The organism is Pantoea sp. UBA4549 (genome assembly GCF_002387285.1).
Lineage (GTDB): Bacteria > Pseudomonadota > Gammaproteobacteria > Enterobacterales > Enterobacteriaceae > Pantoea > Pantoea borealis.
Window position 1 is genome coordinate 869,297 of sequence record NZ_DGLH01000009.1, and the last position, 20,682, is coordinate 889,978.

The window sequence follows — 20,682 nt, forward strand, 5'->3', positions numbered from 1 at the left end:
TTGCATCCCACTGGAATGCAATGAATTCCTTGCTCACCTTACCGTAACGCGTTTATCAGCGGTAGCGTTTTATCGGGCTATTTTGATCCTGCTCAGCCAGCCAGGCGAGTTTTTCACCGATCTTCCCTTCCAGTCCGCGCGGCACAGGATGGTAATAACGGACGTCGCGCATTTCCGGCGGAAAAAAGACTTCGCCGGCCGCATAAGCGTTGGGCTCGTCATGCGCATAGCGATAGCTTTTGCCCAGCCCCATCTCTTTCATCAGTTTTGTCGGCGCATTACGCAGATGGTCCGGCACATCATAGTCTGGATGCTCGCGCGCATCGCGCAGCGCCGCTTTGAAAGCCGTGTACACTGCGTTGCTTTTCGGCGCACACGCCAGATAGACAATCGCCTGCGCAATCGCGCGCTCGCCTTCTGCCGGCCCGACGCGCGTAAAGCAGTCCCAGGCTGAGATGGCTACCTGCATTGCACGCGGATCGGCATTGCCGACATCTTCCGAGGCGATAGCCAGCAGGCGCCGTGCGACGTAGAGCGGATCCCCGCCTGCGGTTATGATTCTGGCATACCAGTAGAGCGCCGCGTCGGGCGCAGAGCCGCGCACCGATTTGTGCAGCGCCGAGATAAGATCGTAAAAGCGATCGCCCTGATTATCAAAGCGCGCCGCGCGCTCGCCGGCGACTTCAGTGAGCAACTGCGGCGTCAGCTCCCGTTTACCCTCTGCGTTAACATCTGCCATATCCGCCATCATTTCCAGCGTATTAAGCGCCCGGCGTGCATCACCGCTTACCAGTTCGGCGATCATCCGGCGAGTGGCATCAGGCAGCACAATGTCGCTGTCGCCATAACCACGGGTGTTATCCTCCATCGCCTGCGTCAGCACCTGCTCAATATCTTCTGTGGTCAGTGATTTGAGCAGATAAACGCGCGCGCGCGACAGCAGCGCAGAATTGAGTTCAAACGAAGGATTTTCCGTAGTCGCGCCAATAAACGTAATGGTGCCGTCTTCAATGTGCGGTAGAAAAGCATCCTGCTGGCTTTTGTTAAAGCGATGGACCTCATCCACAAACAGGATAGTACGCCGGCCGGCATGGCGGTTTTGCCGGGCACGTTCAATCGCTTCACGAATATCCTTTACGCCGGACGTCACCGCTGAAATGCGTTCCACATCAGCGTTGCCGTAGTGCGCGATGATCTCCGCCAGCGTGGTTTTTCCGGTGCCCGGCGGGCCCCACAGGATCATTGAGTGCAGCTGTCCGGCTTCAATCGCCCGCGGCAGCGGTTTACCCGGGGCCAGCAGATGCTGCTGGCCGATATACTGCTGAAGCGTGGCGGGCCGCATTCTGGCGGCCAGCGGTTTAAACGCATTTGAAGGGGCAAAATCCAGAGAGAGATTACTCAACTCAACCTCACTGACGCTGGTCGTCTACCGTTACCCCTTTTGGTGGCGTAAAGGTAAATTTATCGGGACTGATGGCACCATTTTTCTGGCTCTTCAGCTGGTAGCTGCTGCGCTGGCCATCCTGCTCAATCGCGCTGAACTGATTGATGGTGCCCGATGATGAGACGTTGATGGTGAACTGCTTCAGATTGCCGTCGCTGTTTTTTGGCGTCAGCTCAAAGCTGTCCCCCTGCTGTTTGATATTGTACTGCTGCCAGTCGCTGGGCTGATTGCGCGCGATAAGCATAAAGGGCGTATTGCTGGTGGCATTCTGCAACAGGCTGACGCTGGCCTGTTCGACAAACGGGTTATAGAACCACAGGTTTTTACCGTCAGAAACAATAACGCTCTCATCTGGTGCCGTCATATGCCAGTTAAACAGGCTGGGACGCTTAACCCATAACTCCCCTTCACCATCCTGAACATTAGCGCCGCTGCCGTCGGTCACTTTCTGACTAAAACTGGCATGGAAGCTGTTTACTTTGTTCAGGCGCTGCTGCAGATCGCCAGAGGCATCTGCCAGTGCAGATGCTGAAACAAAACCGGCCAGCAGGCCACAGGCAATAACGCGTAATTTCATCTGATTCGATTCCTTATTCACTGTTCCTGATACTCACTGCTATTAAACGTAGTTGCCGTATTGTCTCTTCGACAGAAGAAAAAGCCGAAAGGTCCCAAAGATATGGAGATTGCGCAACAGATAAACAATGGGCCAGTTAATAACTGGCCCATGAGGAAAATAGTGCTGTCAGCCGGCGTTACATTTCATGTGGTGGCGGTGAAAGCACCTCGCGGTTACCGTTATGGCCCGGCTCAGAAACAATACCCTGTGCTTCCATCTGCTCAATGATACGTGCCGCACGGTTGTAGCCGATGCGGAACTGACGCTGCACGCCAGAGATAGAGGCACGACGTTTCTCAACCACAAAGGAGACAGCCTGATCGAATAGCGGATCGAGCTCTTCATCACCATCCATACCCCCTGCGCCGCCTTCGCTCTCCTCACCCGCTGTGATGCTGTCAATATACTGCGGGCGTCCGCGCGCTTTCCAGTCCTGCACAACAGCATGAACTTCCTGATCGCGCACGAATGCGCCATGCACGCGTACCGGCATCGAAGAGTTAGGCGGCATGTAGAGCATATCACCCATTCCCAGCAGCGACTCTGCGCCGCCCTGATCGAGAATAGTACGCGAGTCAATTTTACTTGATACCGTAAAAGCGATACGGGTAGGAATGTTGGCTTTAATCAGACCGGTAATAACGTCAACCGACGGACGCTGAGTTGCCAGCACCAGGTGAATACCGGCAGCACGCGCTTTTTGCGCCAGGCGCGCTATCAGCTCTTCTACCTTTTTACCCACGGCCATCATCAGGTCGGCAAATTCATCTACCAGCACCACGATGTAAGGCAGTTTCTCCAGCACGGGCGGTGTCATGTCCATGCTGTCTCCCGGCTTCCAGAACGGATCCGGAATCGGACGGCCCATCGCCGCAGCCTGCTCGATTTTTTCGTTATAACCGGCAAGGTTACGTACGCCCAGTGCAGACATCAGTTTGTAGCGACGCTCCATCTCTACCACGCTCCAGCGCAGCGCGTTAGCCGCGTCTTTCATGTCGGTTACCACCTCGGTAAGCAGATGTGGGATCCCTTCATAAACTGACAGCTCAAGCATTTTCGGGTCGATCATAATAAAGCGCACTTCTTCCGGTGTCGCTTTATAGAGCATGCTGATGATCATGGTGTTAACGCCAACCGACTTACCGGAACCGGTGGTACCGGCTACCAGCAGGTGTGGCATTTTTGCCAGATCGGCAACAACAGGCTGTCCGGAAATATCTTTACCCAGCACCACTGACAGAGGAGAGGGGTTATCGCGGAATTTGTCGCAATCCAGCACTTCACGCAGATAGACTGTCTGGCGATGTTTGTTCGGCAGCTCAAGCCCGACATAAGGTTTACCGGGGATGACCTCCACCACGCGCACCGCCACGGCTGACAGCGAACGCGCCAGATCGCGGGAGAGGTTAGAGATCCTTGCTGCTTTAACGCCCGGAGCCAGGTCGAGTTCAAAACGGGTGATCACCGGGCCCGGAGAGATCCCTACCACTTCAGCTTTTACCCGATAGTCCGCCAGGCGTGCTTCTACCAGACGCGCCGTCTGTTCCAGCGCAAACATATCCACGGGCTCTTCTTCTTCCGGCGGAGCTGTCAGCAGCTCAAGTACCGGAAGCGGCGTCGAAGGTTTCTCCAGTGGTCGTTCATGACGCACCAGGAAAGGGTGAAACAGACTATCCTGCGCCGGAGTAGCCGGTGCGACTGCAGGCTCTGGCTCTGCTGCAAATCCTGTGCTGCCCGCTTCACTGTATGAAGGCGGTGGAACGGGTTGTGCGGGCACAGCCGGTTCCGCTACCGGCACGGCGGGCTGCTGCCATTGAACCGCTGGTTCCGCTGCCGGTGCAACTGGCTGCTGCTGCACCGCCGGTTCCGCTGCCGGTACAGCTGGCTGCTGCCACTGAATAGCGGGTTCCGCTGCTGGTACGGCTGGCTGCTGCCGCGGCGCCACAGGTTCTGCTGCCGGTACGGCTGGCTGCTGCCACTGCGCTTCAGGTTCCGGCGTGGCCGCGATAGTAAACAGCGGTTCGCTCGGCGTATCATCAACCAGATCTTTCATGGGTGAGAAGTCAAAAGCAGCCGAGGTATCCAGATTAAACACCGGCGCTTTTTCTTCCTGTGGCGCGCTATAGCGCTGCTGCTGCTGTGCCGCAAACTGGCTTGCCAGCTGCGCCTGATGCTGCGCCTCCTGATCATCCTCTTCAGTATGCGACTCCCAGCTTTCACCATAGCGCTGCTGCTGCTGTGACTGAAATGCATCACGCAACTGCGCTTCCTGAAGCGCAGCGTCTTCTTCATACTGCGGCTGATGCAGCGTGGCACTCACATCCGGCTGCTGCTGCTCTGCTTCTTCACGCGCTTTCTCTTCTGCCATACGCTGTGAAGGCAGTTTAATCCCATAAGAGGCAAGTTCACGTCGGGTCGGCAGTTTAACTTTGTTGGGTCGCGGCAGCTCCGGACCAATACCCTGCTTTACCTGCGGGTTACGATCGCGCTCAGGCACAATGTCAAAAACAGGCGACAGCGACTCTTCCGCACGCTGTACGGCAGCAGTGGCAGCACCTGTGGCCGCAGCGGCCGTAAATGCAGGGGCAACAGCAGAAAAGCGATCGGCACTTTGCCAGTCGCCCATGCGCGGGCCATCTTCATCCTGTACAGCAGGTGACGCGACAGGCTCTTCCGGCAGTTCAAAATGATAGAGGGGTGGCGTCTGCGATGCTGGCGTAGCTGCAACAACCGGTTGAGATGCGACCGGTTGCGGCACCGCAGCCTGTGTAGCCGCTGGCTCAACCGCCAGTACAGGTTCTGCTACAGGAGCCGAAGCGGGCGGTGCCTGCCGGGCAGCTTCACTCACTGCAGACAGTGCTGCAGCGGTTGCGCTGGACGCTTTGGCCAGCAGGGGTTCACTGGCCAGCTCAGCAGCAAGTGCAGGCGCGGGCGCAGGCGTTCGCGGCGCAGCCAGCAGCACGTCCTCTTCGTCAGCAGCCTGAAGCGCTACAGCCGGACGCGCTGGAACATCCGCGTCCTCATCATACTCCTCTTCTTCCCAGCGATCGTCATGACGAGAGCGGTTACTGGCGAACGTCAGCACGCCCATTACCACGCTCCCGATTTTTTCAGCGATAGCGAGCCATGACCAGCCAGTATAGAGTGTGATACCTGCAGCCCAGATACAGAGCAGCGTCAGCGTGCCGGTTGCTCCATGAAGCCACGGTGCCATAGCATTGCTGACCAGACTGCCGATAACACCGCCTGAGGCGAAGTACCAGATATCATCCACATTCAGTGCTGCCAGGCCACAGGTAGTCACCACCAGCGCCAGCACGCCTATCAGACGTAATCCAACGGCAAAATAGTCGATATAATCCTGCCGATCGCGCTGACGAAAAGTGATCCAGCACAGGCCCAGGATAACGGGTGGAATGGCATAAGCCATCACGCCGAAGATAAACAGCAAAGTATCTGCCAGCCAGGCGCCAACGCTACCCCCGATATTATGGATAGGTTCATGCCATGCGGTCTGAGACCAGCTGGGATCGGAAGGGTTAAAACTCACCAGTGACACCATCAGATAGATGGCGAACAGGGCTACAAGGATGAGCAACGCCTCGAGCAGACGACGTCCACTGCTCAGCGGTTGTAACGAAACATCTTTATCTTCTGTGTATTCCTGGCTCAAGAGAACTCTCCAGGTGCCTGTAAAATAAGAAGGCAACAGCGCCGGAAGAGCCCGACGCTGGTCCTGTATGAATTCACAGGAGTGTACCTAAATCCTGCACGCTTTGCACCTTCCCTGCGTTAGCGGGTTTTAATGACCAGCCGGTTACTCTGTTTAACCTCTTCCATCACGACATAGGTACGGGTGTCGTTTACGCCTGGCAGGCGCAGCAAGGTTTCTCCCAGCAGTTTGCGATAGGCAGACATATCAGGCACGCGGGTTTTCAGCAGATAGTCAAAGTCACCGGAAACGAGGTGACACTCTTGAGTTTCCTCAAGTTTTTGCACTGCGGCGTTAAATTGCTCAAACACGTCAGGGGCACCGCGATTCAGAGTAATCTCAACAAACACCAGCAGGGATGCATCAAGATAGTGGGGGTTGAGCTGCGCGGTGTAGCCCAGGATAAAGCCCTGTCGCTCCAGACGGCGAACACGCTCAAGGCATGGCGTTGGCGAAAGGCCTACGCGCTTGGAAAGCTCAACATTGGAGATACGGCCATCTTTTTGCAGTTCATTCAGGATATTTCTGTCGATACGATCCAGATCTTTTCCGGGGCGCTTTTTATTGTCTACCATTATTATTGTCTCTCTTAATTCCTTCCCTATGCCTGCCACACCCTGAAAAATGCGTATTTCAGAGCCTTACTGAATTGAAGACCATAAGCCTGTGCAGTCACGCACCATCCGTATGACGCATGCTGTCTGTCCACATCATGCGTCATTACCAATGTCAGGCTGAGATTTTCTGACGCCGCCGCGCAAAACAGTGATGAATTACCATTCTGAACCGTCAGAGACTCTCTGCTTCTTCCAATGTTTTCGCAAATGCGCAGGCGATTGTCAAAGTAAAACATCTAAATTCAGTACAAGATGCCAGATACCGTGCTGGAGCCCTGTTTTTAAATGATATTTTCAGGGCAGTGATGTCCTTTATTTACTCAGAATGCACTCTTTTAGCGCAACGCTGCAGCAAAGATACGTTTCATCGTCTACGCCGCTTGCAGCAATTGCTAACAAAATGGTGCAAAGCTTTTTTTGCTGTCCTAATTTCCCTACAATCAAAATCACTGTTGTCAGAAACACACTGAGGAATGCATGAGTACGGCCAAACACAGCAAACTGCTTATCCTGGGCTCAGGCCCAGCCGGTTATACCGCTGCAGTTTATGCGGCACGCGCTAACCTGAATCCGGTGCTGGTTACCGGTCTGGAAAAGGGCGGCCAGCTTACGACGACCACCGAAGTTGAAAACTGGCCAGGCGACCCGCACGACCTGACCGGGCCGTCGCTGATGGAGCGTATGCATGCGCATGCCGAAAAATTCAATACTGAAATCCTGTTCGATCATATTCATACCGTTGATCTGCAGCAGCGCCCTTTTCGCCTGACCGGTGACAGCGGCGAATATACGGCGGACGCTCTGATTATTGCGACGGGCGCATCGGCACGCTATCTGGGTCTGCCTTCTGAAGAGGCGTTTAAGGGCCGGGGCGTCTCTGCCTGTGCAACCTGCGACGGATTTTTCTATCGCAACCAGAAAGTTGCGGTAATCGGCGGAGGCAATACTGCTGTTGAAGAGGCGCTGTACCTTGCCAACATCGCGGCTGAGGTGCACCTGATCCACCGCCGTGACACCTTCCGCGCAGAGAAGATTCTGATCGACCGGCTGATGGAAAAAGTGCGCAGTGGCAATATTGTGCTGCATACGCATCGTACGCTGGAAGAAGTGACCGGTGACCAGATGGGTGTGACGGGCGTGAAGCTGCTGGCAACTAACGGTGAGCCTGCAGAATCACTTGAGGTAGCAGGCCTGTTTGTGGCGATTGGTCATAGCCCAAACACTGCCATTTTCGAGGGCCAGCTGGCACTGGAGAATGGCTACATTAAAGTACAGTCCGGCCTGCACGGTAACGCGACCCAAACCAGTATTCCGGGCGTCTTTGCCGCAGGTGATGTCATGGATCATACCTATCGTCAGGCGATTACATCAGCCGGCACCGGCTGTATGGCTGCGCTGGATGCAGAGCGCTATCTGGATGGTCTGGTTAAAAACGATCGGTAAGTTGTTAATAATCTGATCATAATTATATGAAGGCGACCTGTTCAGGTCGCCTTTTTTATATACAGCGTGCTAAAGTGCTGCCGATCGCAATAACCTGATACTTTATCCGGGTTTCGCCCTGATTCAGAAGAGCAGACGACAGTATGAACAGATCACGGCAACAGACAGTGCTGAGCTGGTTACGGCAGCAGCGAGCTTCTGGCGCAAATGCCCTGCGGCTGGCTGCACTATGCGGTTTTGCCTCCGCAATCATCCTTATTACGCAGGCGTGGCTGATGGCTACGCTACTGTACCAGCTAATCGTGTCTCATCAGCCCCGTTCGGCGCTGGTTGCTCAGTTTCTGCTATTGCTGCTCTGTTTTCTGTTGCGCGCCGGTTTTAACTATGGACGGGAGATGGCGGGCTTCCGCGCCGGTCTTGCTATCCGGCGGGCGCTGCGGCGGCAACTGCTTGATCGTCTTGATGCGCTTGGGCCTGCCTGGATACAGGGCAAACCTGCGGGCAGTTGGTCAACGCTGCTGCTTGAACAGATTGAGCAAATGCAGGATTACTATGCACGCTATCTGCCACAAATGACGCTGGCAGTGGTTATTCCCTGTGCGGTTCTGATTGCCATATTTCCCGTCAACTGGGCTGCAGGGTTGATTCTGCTGGTTACCGCACCGCTGATCCCGCTGTTTATGGCGCTGGTTGGCATGGGTGCAGCGGATGCCAGCCGGCGTAACTTTCTCGCGCTATCGCGGCTGAGCGGTGATTTTTACGACCGTCTGCGCGGGCGCGAAACGCTGCGTTTGTTCCACCGTGCGGCGGCTGAAGAAAAGGCTATTGCTGCCAGCACCGATAGTTTTCGTCAGCGGACGATGGAAGTGCTGCGTCTCGCGTTTCTCTCCTCAGCGGTACTGGAGTTTTTTGCCTCGCTGGCCATTGCCGTTGTTGCCGTCTACTTTGGCTTCTCTTACCTTGGCGAATTTGATTTCGGTCATTACGGTGCCGGCGTAACGCTGTTCGCCGGCTTTCTTGCGCTGATCCTTGCACCGGAGTTTTTCCAGCCGCTGCGCGATCTGGGCACCTTTTATCACGCTAAAGCGCAGGCGACAGGCGCGGCAGATGCGCTGGAAACGTTCCTGCATGCGTCGCCGGACGTTCCGCAACCGGAGGCGGTTCGTCCATGGTGTGAAAACGCCCCTCTGACGCTGACCGCAGAAAATCTGGTGGTGATGAGTGCCAGCGGCCATGCGCTGACGCAGCCGCTTAATTTCACTTTGCACGCAGGCTGCCGGGTTGCACTGGTTGGTGAAAGCGGCGCAGGTAAAACCGTGCTGATGAATGCGCTGCTTGGTTTCCTGCCCTGGCAGGGGACGCTGCGGGCTAACGGCGTGGATCTGCGCTATATCGAGCGTGCAAGCTGGCAGCGACAACTTGCCTGGGTGGGGCAAAACCCACAGCTGCCCGCAGGAACGCTGCGCGATAACCTGATGCCGGAGCAATCCGCTGATGAGAGCAGGCTGCAGGCTGTATTGGCACAGGCAGGCGTGAGCGACTTTCTGGCTGGCCTCCCGCTGGGGCTGGATACGCCGACCGGCGATGATGGGGTCGGACTTTCCGTCGGTCAGGCACAGCGGATTGCGGTTGCCCGTGCGCTGCTGAAGCCGGCAAAACTGCTGCTGCTGGATGAGCCCGGTTCAGGTCTGGATAGTACCAGTGAATACCATGTGATGCAGGCGCTTAACCAGGCGGCACGGCAGCAGACGACGCTGATGATCACGCATCAGCTGCACGATCTGGCGCAGTGGGATGCGGTGTGGGTTATGCAGCAGGGTGCACTGGTACAGCAGGGAAGCTGGCAGCAGCTCAGCACTCAGCCCGGGCTGCTGCAGGAGATGATACGGCAACGTCAGCAGGAGGATTCACTGTGCGTTCATTAATGCCTTTTTTGCGTCTGTTCCGGCAGCATCCCTGGCGCCTGGGATTAGGGATCGCGCTGGCTATCTTTACCCTGCTGGCCAGTGTGAGCCTGCTTACGCTCTCCGGCTGGTTTCTTGCTGCCTCCTCGCTGGCAGGTATGGCCGGGCTCTACACCTTCAACTATATGCTGCCGGCAGCAGGCGTGCGCGGTGCCGCGATTATACGTACCGCAGCGCGTTATTTTGAGCGTCTTGTCAGTCATGATGCCACCTTTCGGGTGCTGCAGCATCTGCGTGTATATACTTTCAGGCGCCTGATGGCACTGGCGCCTGAGCAGCTGTCGCGCTTTCGCCACGGCGAGCTGCTGAACCGCTTTGTCAGCGATGTTGATACGCTCGACCATCTCTATCTGCGCGTTATTTCGCCTCTGGCCGGTGCAGCGGTGGTTATTATCGTTGTAACCGGCGGTCTGTCCCTGCTCAACCTGCCCCTGGCGCTGATTTTAGGGGGCAGCATGCTGCTGACCCTGCTGATACTGCCCGCCGCGTTCTGCTATTTTGGTCAGACTGCCGGCGCGCGCATCGCCCGTTCGCAGGCGAGCTGGCGCCTGCAGCTTGCCTGCTGGCTCATGGCACAGGCTGAACTGCAGATCTATGGTGCGGCAACGGCCTGGCGTCAGCGGCTGGACAGTGAAGAGCGGCAGTGGCAGCACGCGCAGCAACAGCAGCATCACCTGCAGGCGTTTGCACAGAGCCTGCTGCTGCTGATAGCCGGTCTGACCGTAACGCTGCTGCTGTGGATTTCAGCTGACACTGTCGGGGGCGCAACGATTGCGCTGTTTCTGTTTTGCGGTCTGGCGGCGTTTGAAGCGCTGGCGCCGGTTGCCGGCGCGTTTCTGCCGCTGGCGCAGGTCAGCAGCGCCGCACAGCGCGTGCAGGAAATCATTGACCAGCCGCCGGCCATCCATTTTCCGCCGCGTATGCAGGACGCAGGGCCGGAAATGCGTCTGGTACTGGATGACATCTCATTTAGCTATCCGCAACGCCCGGAGCCGGTATTACAGCATTTTTCACTGCGGCTGCAGCCGGGCGAACGTATTGCCCTGCTCGGCCCGACCGGCTGTGGCAAATCGACCCTGCTGGCGCTTATCACCCGCAGCCGGGAAGCCACCGCGGGTCATATCTCTCTTAATGATATTCCGCTCTCAGAGTGGGATGAGCGCAGCCTGCGGCAGCGTATCAGCGTGGTAACACAGCGCGTGCATCTTTTCAGCCAGACGCTGCGCGATAACCTGTTACTGGCGCGCCCGGCGGCCAGCGATAGCGAGCTGACTGCCGCGCTGGTTCAGGCTGGACTCGGCTTTCTGGCCGAGCAGCCTGACGGACTGGATAGCTGGATGGGTGAAGGCGGCAGGCCGCTGTCCGGCGGCGAACTGCGGCGCCTGGCCATCGCGCGTGCCCTGCTGCATAACGGCGACCTCTGGCTGCTGGATGAGCCTACCGAAGGGCTGGATGCCACGACTGAGCAGCAGATCCTGCAGTTACTGCTGCGGGTCAGCGAGGGTAAGACGCTGATCGTGGTAACCCATCGCCTGCAGGGCCTGGAAAGGATGGACCGCATCTGCGTGATGGATCAGGGCACCATTGTGGAATCGGGTTCGCATGACGAATTAATCTCAAAAGCGGGTCGCTACTGGCGTTTCCGGCAACGCTTTGCGTTATAGTCTGGAGATGACGCTTTTGGGTAGCTGATGCCATGAGACTGGTACAACTTTCACGTGATTCACTGCACTTTCCACCGCCGGAAATGGCGCTGCGCGAACCAAACGGTTTGCTGGCTATGGGCGGAGATCTCTCGCCTGCGCGTTTGATTAATGCGTACCAGCACGGTATTTTTCCCTGGTTTTCGCCCGGCGACCCGATCCTCTGGTGGTCGCCCGATCCGCGAGCCGTGCTGATGCCAGATGCGTTTCATCTCAGCCGGAGCATGGCGCGTTTTCACCGGCGCTCTCCCTATCGCGTTACCATGAATCACGCGTTTGCGCAGGTGCTTGAAGGCTGCGCCACCGGGCGTCAGGAGGGAACGTGGATCACCTTCGAAGTCAAACGTGCCTGGCTGCGGCTATATGAGCTGGGCCATGCGCACTCTATCGAAGTGTGGCATGAAAATAGCCTGGCTGGCGGCATGTATGGTCTGGCGCTCGGACAGATGTTTTGCGGAGAATCGATGTTCAGCCGACAGGAAAACGCGTCTAAAACCGCGTTATGGGTCTTTTCACAACACTTCCGTGCCCACCAGGGAAAACTCATTGATTGCCAGGTGCTGAATCCCCACACCGCATCACTTGGGGCAACAGAAATCCCGCGTGCTGACTATCTGCAGGCGCTAAAAAAACTGGCGTGGCAGCCGGTTGCTGAGGGATGCTGGCAAACACAGACCCTTTTTTAGCCCTGCCCGCAGATGTTTTGCACACAAATCTACATAAAAGTGATACAATAAGCGAGTTTGGTATGTCGTCCGCGCTTCGCTGTGGCGAGCCGGAATTGCCAGGCTGGGAATCTCACCTGTTCCTGAAACTGTTTCATCCGTGCCCGCCGGGCCGGTTGCTGCAGATTCTTAGCCCGCTAATCCCCCGCAGACGTCAACAACACCCGAATTTATCCGTACTGCACGCGCTATAGCGCGACGCACGGCGAAGCGTTGGCAAAAACAGCCAACGTTTCTTTACATAAATCATGGAATTCGGCATTATCTTGCCGGTTCAACAGTTTGGTAGTTCACCCAGAGGATTCGATGGCCAAAGAAGACAATATTGAAATGCAGGGTACCGTACTGGATACGTTACCTAACACCATGTTCCGCGTAGAGCTTGAAAACGGGCACGTGGTTACCGCTCATATCTCCGGTAAAATGCGCAAAAACTATATCCGCATCCTGACGGGTGACAAAGTCACTGTTGAGTTGACCCCGTACGACCTGAGCAAAGGCCGCATTGTCTTCCGCAGTCGCTAAGCTGCTGCACACGTCGCGGGCTGGTTAAGTTTCCAGCCGCAAAAAAAGGCCGGATAATTATCCGGCCTTTTGTTTTCCTGGTCAGGCGTTAGTGCACAGTCCCTTCCGTTTTACGCTTTTCAGCGCTCAGGAAGTGATAAGTAAGCTGGTTTTTATCTTTATCCAGCCCCACCGACACCGAGCCTCCATCCACCAGTGAACCAAACAGCAGTTCATTGGCCAGCGGTTTTTTCAGGCTTTCCTGCACTGTACGCGCCATCGGACGCGCACCCATTGCTTTATCGTAGCCTTTTTCTGCCAGCCAGTCGCGCGCGTCATCGCTCACTTCCAGTGAAACACCTTTTGCGTCCAGCTGCGCCTGCAGTTCAACAATAAACTTATCGACTACCTGATGGATCACCTCAGCAGAGAGATGACGGAACCAGATAATGTTGTCGAGACGGTTGCGGAACTCTGGCGTAAAGATCTTTTTAATCTCTTCCATCGCATCCGTACTGTTATCCTGCTGAATCAGGCCGATCGACTTACGTTCGGTTTCGCGTACGCCAGCATTGGTGGTCATGACCAGCACCACATTGCGGAAGTCCGCTTTACGCCCGTTGTTGTCGGTCAGCATACCGTTATCCATAACCTGCAGCAGCAGGTTGAAGACATCCGGGTGCGCTTTCTCAATTTCATCCAGCAGCACAACCGCGTGCGGATGCTTGATAACCGCATCCGTTAACAGACCACCCTGGTCAAAGCCCACGTAGCCTGGAGGTGCACCAATCAGGCGGCTGACCGTATGGCGCTCCATGTATTCCGACATATCGAAACGCAGCAGCTCAATGCCCAGCGCTTTAGCCAGCTGTACGGTGACTTCTGTTTTACCTACCCCGGTCGGGCCGGCGAACAGGAAAGAGCCTACCGGCTTGCGATCCTGACCCAGGCCAGCGCGGCTCATTTTAATCGCTTCGGTCAGCGCCTCAATTGCATTATCCTGACCAAATACCAGCATTTTCAGGCGGTCGCCCAGATTTTTCAGCGTATCACGATCGGTGGCCGACACGCTCTGTTCCGGAATACGTGCAATTCGCGCCACTACCGATTCAATGTCAGAGACATTAACGGTTTTCTTACGCTTGCTCACCGGCACCAGACGTGCCCGCGCACCCGCTTCATCAATCACATCAATCGCCTTATCCGGCAGATGACGGTCGTTGATATATTTCACCGCCAGTTCGACTGCTGCGCGCACGGCCTTAGCGGTATAACGCACGTCGTGATGCGCTTCATATTTCGGCTTCAGTCCGTTGAGGATCTGCACGGTCTCTTCAACCGAGGGTTCAGTAATATCAATTTTCTGGAAGCGGCGCGCCAGTGCGCGATCTTTCTCGAAAATATTGCTGAACTCCTGATAAGTTGTGGAACCCATCACGCGGATTTTGCCGCTGGAGAGCAGTGGCTTAATCAGGTTAGCGGCATCCACCTGCCCGCCCGACGCCGCACCGGCACCGATGATGGTATGAATTTCATCAATAAACAGGATGCTGTTGTTATCCTGTTCCAGCTGTTTGAGCAGCGCTTTAAACCGCTTTTCAAAATCGCCGCGATATTTGGTGCCCGCCAGCAGAGAGCCGATATCCAGTGAATAGATAGTGCACTCTTTCATTACTTCCGGTACGTCACCCTGCACAATACGCCAGGCGAGCCCTTCGGCAATAGCGGTTTTACCCACGCCGGATTCACCCACCAGCAGCGGATTGTTTTTACGCCGGCGACACAGCACCTGCACGGCGCGCTCCAGCTCTTTGTCGCGACCAATAAGCGGGTCAATGCCGCCAACGCGAGCAAGCTGATTAAGATTGGTGGTGAAGTTTTCCATACGCTCCTCCCCGCCTGCCTGCTCTTCATTGACCGGATTATCCGCATTACTCTGCGACTGACCGGGCTCATCTTTACGCGTGCCATGAGAGATGAAATTCACCACATCAAGACGGCTGATTTCATGTTTGCGCAGCAGATATGCCGCCTGCGACTCCTGCTCGCTGAAAATAGCGACCAGGACGTTAGCGCCTGCTACTTCACTGCGACCGGAAGACTGAACGTGGAACACCGCACGCTGCAGTACGCGCTGGAAGCTGAGCGTAGGTTGCGTATCGCGCTCCGCTTCGCCTGCCGGCAGCACCGGTGTGGTTTGTTCGATGAAGGCTTCGAGTTCCTGACGCAGAGCCACAATATCCACCGTACAGGCTTCCAGTGCCTCTCTGGCCGACGGGTTGCTGAGCAGCGCCAGCAACAGATGTTCGACGGTCATAAACTCGTGACGGTGCTCGCGCGCTCTGGCGAAAGCCATGTTTAAACTGAGTTCCAGTTCTTGATTGAGCATTTGGCACCTCCCCCAATTATCGCTCTGACTGCCTGTTTCCTATATGGAGACAGGTTCAGGCTTTTTCCAGCGTACACAGCAAAGGATGTTGATTCTCTCTGGCATAGTTGTTCACCTGCGCAGCTTTTGTTTCTGCTACTTCAGCGGTGAAAACACCGCAGACTGCCTTTCCATGATAGTGAACTTTCAGCATCAGTTGCGTGGCGCGTTCAATATCATAAGAAAAGAACTTTTGCAGAACGTCAATAACAAATTCCATAGGTGTATAATCGTCATTATTCAGGATGACTTTATACATTGAAGGCGGCTTTAACCCTTCACGTACTTTGTCTTCGGCCAGGTGTTCAAAATTAAGCCAGTCGTTTGTGTTTGCCATAATCATCCATTGGAATTCTGCGTTGCGGTCATGCATTTTAGCCTGCAGTAACCTGAAGTTTAACACGTCTGTCAAGACGGGTTTGCTATCGCTGCTATCGGTACGAAAAGCAGATGCGCGACCTGTATCACAAAATTCTCAATAGCGTTAACTGCCTCAAATTTTGATGAATTTCTGCCCACGCATCCGGGCCGATTGCTTGACGATAAGGTCCGTTTCTCTACATTCTACATGCACAAGCTGACTGAGTTTTAAACAACCTCGACTCACAGCTGCGATGACCTCACCTACTTATCAGAATGTCTTGCGAGGGAAGTAAAAGCATGGAGACGGGTACTGTTAAATGGTTCAACAACGCCAAGGGCTTCGGCTTTATTTGTCCGGTTGGCGGTGGCGATGACATCTTTGCGCACTACTCTACCATTCAGATGGAGGGTTACAGAACGCTTAAAGCGGGTCAGCACGTTCAGTTTGACGTTCACGAAGGACCAAAAGGCAACCATGCCAGTCTGATTGTTCCCTGTGAGGCGGCGTTGCTTTCCTGACCTGTGCAGCGCGGTTATTGTGACCACTCCGCACCTGAAATGCCAGCCGGTAACGCTGGCATTTTACTTTTCCCTCTACCCTGCACGCCGCTGTGCCAGCAGTTTTACCTGACTAAACAGCTCCCTGAACAGCGACGGGATGGCCTGCGGGCCGCGCTCACCGGCCGCCAGCGCCACGGCGATAGCCAGCTCAGGCTTGGAGCTATGATGGATCGCCTGAGTAATAATACGCCGTGGCGTCATCGCAATGTTTAACGGCAGGTGCGCCATTTGGTGATAGACCGCGCGAAATCCGTGCTGATAGAGGAAATGTTCAATGTCGGCTGCCGGAAACTGCGTCAGATGCACCTCCGCCTTTTCGTGGATCAGCAGCTGGCTGCGGGTTGTCGCCGCATATTTCTTTCCTGCCTCATCGCCATCGGTCAACACATGCCAGGCAATTCCCATACGCCGGGCAAACTTCAGCAGCGGCTTCAGGCCGGCCTGGGCAAACTCGATCACCCGGATCCCTTCTGCTGCAAAATGATCGCCCTGCTGCCGCGCCAGTTCGTTAACGATCCATACCTCAGTCTCGCCCTCCACCAGTAACCAGCAGCGGGCAAACAGTGCAGCAGGTCGATTGACGCGAATATGAAACGCGATACGCCGGTGATCCTCCGCGCTCAGTCCCGCTTCACCAATACGCCATGCCACCACGCGGCTCGCTTCGCGCACCAGACGACAGAGATTTTCCAGCGGCGTCTGGGAGACCAGTTCACCTGAATTAGTGGTAACCAGTCGCTGTAGCGGCAGCAGCGTCAGTAAATTCCAGGTCACTGAAAGCATTATCGGATGCAGCCGCGTTTCAGGATCTTCGACCAGCAGAACAGGCTGTGCGCCGGCTGGCAGCGCACTGCTGCCAGGGAGCAGTGCCAGCAGCCGCAGCTGCACCTCGCGACGATGCTCAGCACTGGCCCCTGCCAGCAGCCGGTTAAGCGCATCCAGCGCCTGCCAGCCTGCGCTGCCATCGCGCAGCTCCGGTGCCATTCGTGGGTGACTGACGCCGGGTTGCTGAACAAGAAAATAGTGCGCCATAAGCTGCTGCATTGTCTGTACGCCCTGCCGCAGTACCTCATCGCTCAGTGCCTGCCCGCCAGCTGCGCGATTAAGCTGCTGTAATACCGCCTGCAGCGCCTGCAGACCCGGATCCCGCCCGTCACCGCCGGGTTCGCGCGTCCGGTGACGCTGACCGAACCGCGCGTCGCGTAAACGCAGCACCGGATGATGCTGCCGCAGCCAGCCTATCGCCGCCTTTGTCGGCTCCTGCGCCAGCAGCTGATTATGCACGTCGATAAAGCGCCAGCTGCTTTTTACGCCGTCCGCTTTACAGGTGGCCCGCAGACTGAAGCGCAGATAATATCCCTGCTCATCGCGCTGCCAGAAAGGCTGCAGCAGGGTATTTTCCCGCTCTGCTTCGCTGGCGCGAAAGCGCACCACTATCTGTAATGTGCGCCAGCGTGCCGCCGGATTTGCAGGCGGAAAATGGAAATCGTCTTCACTGAGGGCCGCCTGCCCGCCGGACGGATCCAGCATAAGTGAAAACGCATCAAGCAGGCTTGACTTGCCCCAGGCGTTTTCGCCGATCAGAAGATTCGTCATGGTAAGCGGCAGCGAGAGCTGATTAATGCCACGAAAGCCGCTGATATCAATATGATCCAGAATCATGGGATTATCCTGTTCAGAGATTGCCTGAGCATGGTGTACGGTTGCACAGGGGTCAAGGCGCAGATTATCGGCAAAGGGTGATTTACAGCGTGTGCTTTTTTGATTAGCGTGGCGTCCTTTTCCCACGGACGGATGTTCGCTATGTATGGTCTGATGATTATTTTGCTGCCGCTGATTGCCGGTTATTTGCTGCATCTGCAGCAGCCAGCACTGTTACGCACGGTGGCGCGGTTGCTGAGTGCGCTGGTCTATATCATTCTGTTTTTCATGGGTGTAAGCCTGGCATTTCTGGATAACCTCAGCGCGAATTTGCTCACCATCTTCTACACCGCTTTTATCTGTACCCTCTCGATTCTCGCCTGTTCGCTGCTGGCATTCTGGCTGCTTGAGCAGCGTCTGCCGTGGCGGCATCCGCATAAAGCGCAGGCGCTGCCCTCGCGTCTTGCGATGGCACTGGATTCACTCAAACTCTGTGGCTCGGTGCTGGGCGGGTTTCTGCTCGGACTGTCGCAATGGGCTCCGCTGCGCCATGCGGCCACCGTCAGCGAATATGCCCTGATCCTGATGCTGTTTCTGGTGGGCGTTCAGCTGCGCAGCAGCGGCATGACGCTGCGGCAGATTACGCTTAACCGGCGTGGTGCGCTGGTGGCGGGCGTGTCACTGGCTGGGGCGCTCGCCGGAGGCGCGCTGGCCGCTGTCTGCCTTGGATTGCCGCTGAAAACCGGCCTCGCGCTGGCCAGCGGCTTTGGCTGGTATTCCCTTTCCGGCATTCTGATGACGGACGCGTTTGGTCCGGTTATCGGCAGCGCGGCGTTCTTTAACGACCTGCTGCGTGAACTGATCACAATTATGCTGATCCCGCTGCTTATCACCCGGCATCGCAGCATGACGCTGGGCCTGAGCGGCGCCACCTCCATGGATTTTACCCTGCCAATTCTGCAGCGCGCCGGCGGCATGGAGATTGTTCCTGCGGCCATTGTGCACGGGTTTATCATGAGCCTGCTCGCGCCGGTGCTGATCGCTTTTTTTTCCGCCTGACCGGTCTGCAGCGCACTTTTTCACGGCAGGCGTGCAGCGGCGTCGTCTACGCTTTCTGACGGAAAGATTTTTGCCATCAGCATAGATGGCCCCCATCAGAAAGGAGCAAACGATGAAACAAACTGTGGCCGCCCTGCTGGCACACACGCTGGAGAGCGCGGGCGTAAAACGTATCTGGGGTGTAACCGGTGATTCGCTTAACGGCCTGAGCGACAGCCTGAACCGCATGGGCACCATTGAATGGATGCCGACGCGGCATGAAGAGGTCGCCGCGTTTGCCGCCGGTGCGGAAGCGCAAATCAGCGGCGAACTGGCGGTCTGCGCCGGCTCCTGCGGTCCTGGTAACCTGCACCTGATTAACGGGTTGTTTGACTGTCATCGTAACAATGTGCCGGTACTGGCCATTGCTGCTCATATCCCTTCCAGCGAAATCGGCAGCGGCTATTTTCAGGAGACGCACCCGCAGGAGCTGTTTCGTGAATGCAGCCACTACTGTGAGCTGGTTTCTAATCCTGAGCAGCTGCCGCAGGTGCTGGGCATTGCCATGCGCAAAGCGATCCTCAACCGCGGCGTCTCTGTGATCGTACTACCGGGTGACGTGGCGCTGCAGCCCGCCCCGAAGAGTGCGCGCAGCGAATGGTATCCGCCGCAGCTGCCGCAGGTTGTGCCCGCCGCAGCGGAGCTTGCCACCCTGGCGGAAACGCTCAACGGCGCAGGCAATATTACGCTGATGTGCGGCAGCGGCTGCGCCGGTGCCCATGCTGAAGTTGTCGCCCTGGCGGAACGGCTTAAGGCGCCGGTAGTGCATGCGCTGCGTGGCAAAGAATATATTGAATATGACAACCCGTACGATGTTGGCATGACCGGGCTGATTGGTTTCTCTTCCGGCTATCACGCCATGATGAATGCCGACACCCTGATCCTGCTCGGCACGAAATTCCCCTATCGTGCCTTCTACCCTGCCAGCGCGCGTATCATTCAGATCGATATCAACCCCGGCAGCCTGGGCGCGCACAACCACGTGGATATGCCGCTGGTGGGTGATGTTAAAGCCACGATCCAGGCACTGCTGCCGCAGCTTGAGGTGCATGACGATCGCCATCACCTTGACCGTGCGCTGGAGCACTACGCTGACGCCCGCAAGAGCCTTGACGATCTGGCAACCGCAAACGACAACCAGGCGATCCATCCCCAGTATCTGGCACAGCAGATCAGCCGCTACGCCGCTGACGATGCCATCTTTACCTGCGACGTCGGCACGCCCACCGTCTGGGCGGCACGTTACCTGCAGATGAACGGTAAGCGACGCCTGCTGGGATCGTTTAATCACGGCTCTATGGCCAATGCGATGCCGCAGGCGCTGGGTGCCCAGGCTATCGACAGAGAGCGTCAGGTGGTGGCGCTGTGCGGCGACGGGGGCTTCAGTATGCTGATGGGAGACTTTATCTCGGTAGCGCAGCTGAAACTGCCGGTGAAGCTGGTGATTTTCAACAACAGCGTGCTGGGTTTTGTGGCAATGGAGATGAAAGCAGGCGGTTACCTTACCGACGGCACCGACCTGGAAAATCCTGATTTTGCTGCGATTGCCGCCGCCTGCGGCATCAAAGGTATCCGGGTTGAAAAAGCGTCAGAACTCAATGCGGCGCTGGAACAGGCTTTCGCACATGATGGCCCGGTTCTGGTGGATGTGCACACGGCTAAAGAGGAGCTGTCGATGCCACCGCAGATCAAAGCCGAGCAGGCAAAAGGGTTCAGTCTCTATATGCTGCGCGCTATCCTCAACGGACGCGGCAATGAGATCACCGAGCTGGCGAAAACCAACTGGCTGCGGTAAAAACAAGGCTCCTGCCGGACAGGCAATGATGCGGGCGAGCAGCCCGCTTTTTCTTTCAGGAGAGC

The 20,682-nt window shown here is 56.3% G+C and carries 15 protein-coding genes; 8 read left to right on the forward strand and 7 right to left on the reverse strand.

All coding sequences use genetic code 11. The features are described from left to right. Positions 1-55: 55 nt before the first annotated feature. The 4 genes from B3041_RS10825 to lrp form a co-directional block, all read right to left on the reverse strand. Entirely contained in the window at positions 56-1,402 is a 1,347-nt protein-coding gene (locus B3041_RS10825) for a replication-associated recombination protein A (protein WP_292972305.1), read from the reverse strand. A gap of 7 nt (positions 1,403-1,409) precedes the next feature. Then, positions 1,410-2,021, reverse strand: a complete 612-nt coding sequence (gene lolA / locus B3041_RS10830; RefSeq protein ID WP_065649708.1) for an outer membrane lipoprotein chaperone LolA — start codon at positions 2,019-2,021, stop codon at positions 1,410-1,412. A 178-nt stretch (positions 2,022-2,199) separates the two neighbouring features. Then, positions 2,200-5,736 (reverse strand): DNA translocase FtsK 4TM domain-containing protein, encoded by a 3,537-nt coding sequence (locus B3041_RS10835; RefSeq protein WP_292972308.1) that lies wholly within the window; start codon positions 5,734-5,736, stop codon positions 2,200-2,202. A gap of 119 nt (positions 5,737-5,855) precedes the next feature. After that, complete coding sequence (gene lrp / locus B3041_RS10840; protein WP_006118610.1) at positions 5,856-6,350, reverse strand: leucine-responsive transcriptional regulator Lrp; 495 nt, start codon at positions 6,348-6,350, stop codon at positions 5,856-5,858. A 519-nt stretch (positions 6,351-6,869) separates the two neighbouring features. Here lrp and trxB point away from each other — a divergent pair. The 5 genes from trxB (at position 6,870) to infA (ending at position 12,752) form a co-directional block, all read left to right on the forward strand. Further along, positions 6,870-7,835: a thioredoxin-disulfide reductase gene (gene trxB, locus B3041_RS10845; protein ID WP_292972327.1), complete on the forward strand. Its 966-nt coding sequence runs from the start codon at positions 6,870-6,872 to the stop codon at positions 7,833-7,835. 143 nt (positions 7,836-7,978) lie between these two features. Beyond that, on the forward strand, positions 7,979-9,760 hold the full coding sequence (gene cydD / locus B3041_RS10850) for a heme ABC transporter permease/ATP-binding protein CydD (RefSeq protein ID WP_292972330.1): 1,782 nt from the start codon (positions 7,979-7,981) through the stop codon (positions 9,758-9,760). Further along, positions 9,748-11,463 carry a heme ABC transporter ATP-binding protein/permease CydC gene (cydC, locus tag B3041_RS10855; protein WP_292972333.1) on the forward strand — a complete coding sequence of 572 codons (1,716 nt, stop codon included), beginning with the start codon at positions 9,748-9,750 and terminating at the stop codon, positions 11,461-11,463. The genes cydD and cydC overlap by 13 nt, the downstream gene beginning before the upstream one ends. Before the next feature lie 32 nt (positions 11,464-11,495). Next, complete coding sequence (gene aat, locus B3041_RS10860) at positions 11,496-12,188, forward strand: leucyl/phenylalanyl-tRNA--protein transferase (RefSeq protein ID WP_065649713.1); 693 nt, start codon at positions 11,496-11,498, stop codon at positions 12,186-12,188. Positions 12,189-12,533: 345 nt separating this feature from the next. Beyond that, positions 12,534-12,752 carry a translation initiation factor IF-1 gene (infA, locus tag B3041_RS10865; protein WP_002211347.1) on the forward strand — a complete coding sequence of 73 codons (219 nt, stop codon included), beginning with the start codon at positions 12,534-12,536 and terminating at the stop codon, positions 12,750-12,752. 88 nt (positions 12,753-12,840) lie between these two features. On the opposite strand, the gene clpA is transcribed toward infA, so the two are convergent. Together clpA and clpS are read right to left on the reverse strand one after the other, a co-directional pair. After that, positions 12,841-15,120, reverse strand: a complete 2,280-nt coding sequence (gene clpA / locus B3041_RS10870; RefSeq protein WP_065649714.1) for an ATP-dependent Clp protease ATP-binding subunit ClpA — start codon at positions 15,118-15,120, stop codon at positions 12,841-12,843. A gap of 55 nt (positions 15,121-15,175) precedes the next feature. Beyond that, complete coding sequence (clpS, locus tag B3041_RS10875; RefSeq protein ID WP_039385772.1) at positions 15,176-15,496, reverse strand: ATP-dependent Clp protease adapter ClpS; 321 nt, start codon at positions 15,494-15,496, stop codon at positions 15,176-15,178. Positions 15,497-15,819: 323 nt separating this feature from the next. On the opposite strand from clpS, the gene cspD reads away from it, so the two are divergent. Continuing rightward, positions 15,820-16,041: a cold shock-like protein CspD gene (cspD, locus tag B3041_RS10880; RefSeq protein ID WP_065649715.1), complete on the forward strand. Its 222-nt coding sequence runs from the start codon at positions 15,820-15,822 to the stop codon at positions 16,039-16,041. A gap of 75 nt (positions 16,042-16,116) precedes the next feature. On the opposite strand, the gene B3041_RS10885 is transcribed toward cspD, so the two are convergent. Then, positions 16,117-17,745, reverse strand: a complete 1,629-nt coding sequence (locus B3041_RS10885) for an ATP-dependent nuclease (RefSeq protein WP_292972342.1) — start codon at positions 17,743-17,745, stop codon at positions 16,117-16,119. Positions 17,746-17,886: 141 nt separating this feature from the next. Between B3041_RS10885 and B3041_RS10890 the strand changes: the two genes are divergently transcribed. Both B3041_RS10890 and poxB read left to right on the forward strand, forming a co-directional pair. Next, positions 17,887-18,783 (forward strand): lysine exporter LysO family protein, encoded by an 897-nt coding sequence (locus tag B3041_RS10890; RefSeq protein WP_292972345.1) that lies wholly within the window; start codon positions 17,887-17,889, stop codon positions 18,781-18,783. Between the two features lie 112 nt (positions 18,784-18,895). After that, on the forward strand, positions 18,896-20,617 hold the full coding sequence (poxB, locus tag B3041_RS10895; protein ID WP_292972348.1) for a ubiquinone-dependent pyruvate dehydrogenase: 1,722 nt from the start codon (positions 18,896-18,898) through the stop codon (positions 20,615-20,617). Positions 20,618-20,682: the final 65 nt, after the last annotated feature.

What these genes read in the sequence shown, in the direction of transcription:
- lolA (WP_065649708.1), bottom strand. Translation starts at nt 2,021, where the DNA reads ATGAAATTACGCGTTATTGCCTGTGGCCTGCTGGCCGGTTTTGTTTCA.
- lrp (WP_006118610.1), bottom strand. Translation starts at nt 6,350, where the DNA reads ATGGTAGACAATAAAAAGCGCCCCGGAAAAGATCTGGATCGTATCGAC.
- trxB (WP_292972327.1), top strand. Translation starts at nt 6,870, where the DNA reads ATGAGTACGGCCAAACACAGCAAACTGCTTATCCTGGGCTCAGGCCCA.
- cydD (WP_292972330.1), top strand. Translation starts at nt 7,979, where the DNA reads ATGAACAGATCACGGCAACAGACAGTGCTGAGCTGGTTACGGCAGCAG.
- aat (WP_065649713.1), top strand. Translation starts at nt 11,496, where the DNA reads ATGAGACTGGTACAACTTTCACGTGATTCACTGCACTTTCCACCGCCG.
- infA (WP_002211347.1), top strand. Translation starts at nt 12,534, where the DNA reads ATGGCCAAAGAAGACAATATTGAAATGCAGGGTACCGTACTGGATACG.
- clpA (WP_065649714.1), bottom strand. Translation starts at nt 15,120, where the DNA reads ATGCTCAATCAAGAACTGGAACTCAGTTTAAACATGGCTTTCGCCAGA.
- clpS (WP_039385772.1), bottom strand. Translation starts at nt 15,496, where the DNA reads ATGGCAAACACAAACGACTGGCTTAATTTTGAACACCTGGCCGAAGAC.
- cspD (WP_065649715.1), top strand. Translation starts at nt 15,820, where the DNA reads ATGGAGACGGGTACTGTTAAATGGTTCAACAACGCCAAGGGCTTCGGC.
- B3041_RS10885 (WP_292972342.1), bottom strand. Translation starts at nt 17,745, where the DNA reads ATGATTCTGGATCATATTGATATCAGCGGCTTTCGTGGCATTAATCAG.
- B3041_RS10890 (WP_292972345.1), top strand. Translation starts at nt 17,887, where the DNA reads ATGTATGGTCTGATGATTATTTTGCTGCCGCTGATTGCCGGTTATTTG.
- poxB (WP_292972348.1), top strand. Translation starts at nt 18,896, where the DNA reads ATGAAACAAACTGTGGCCGCCCTGCTGGCACACACGCTGGAGAGCGCG.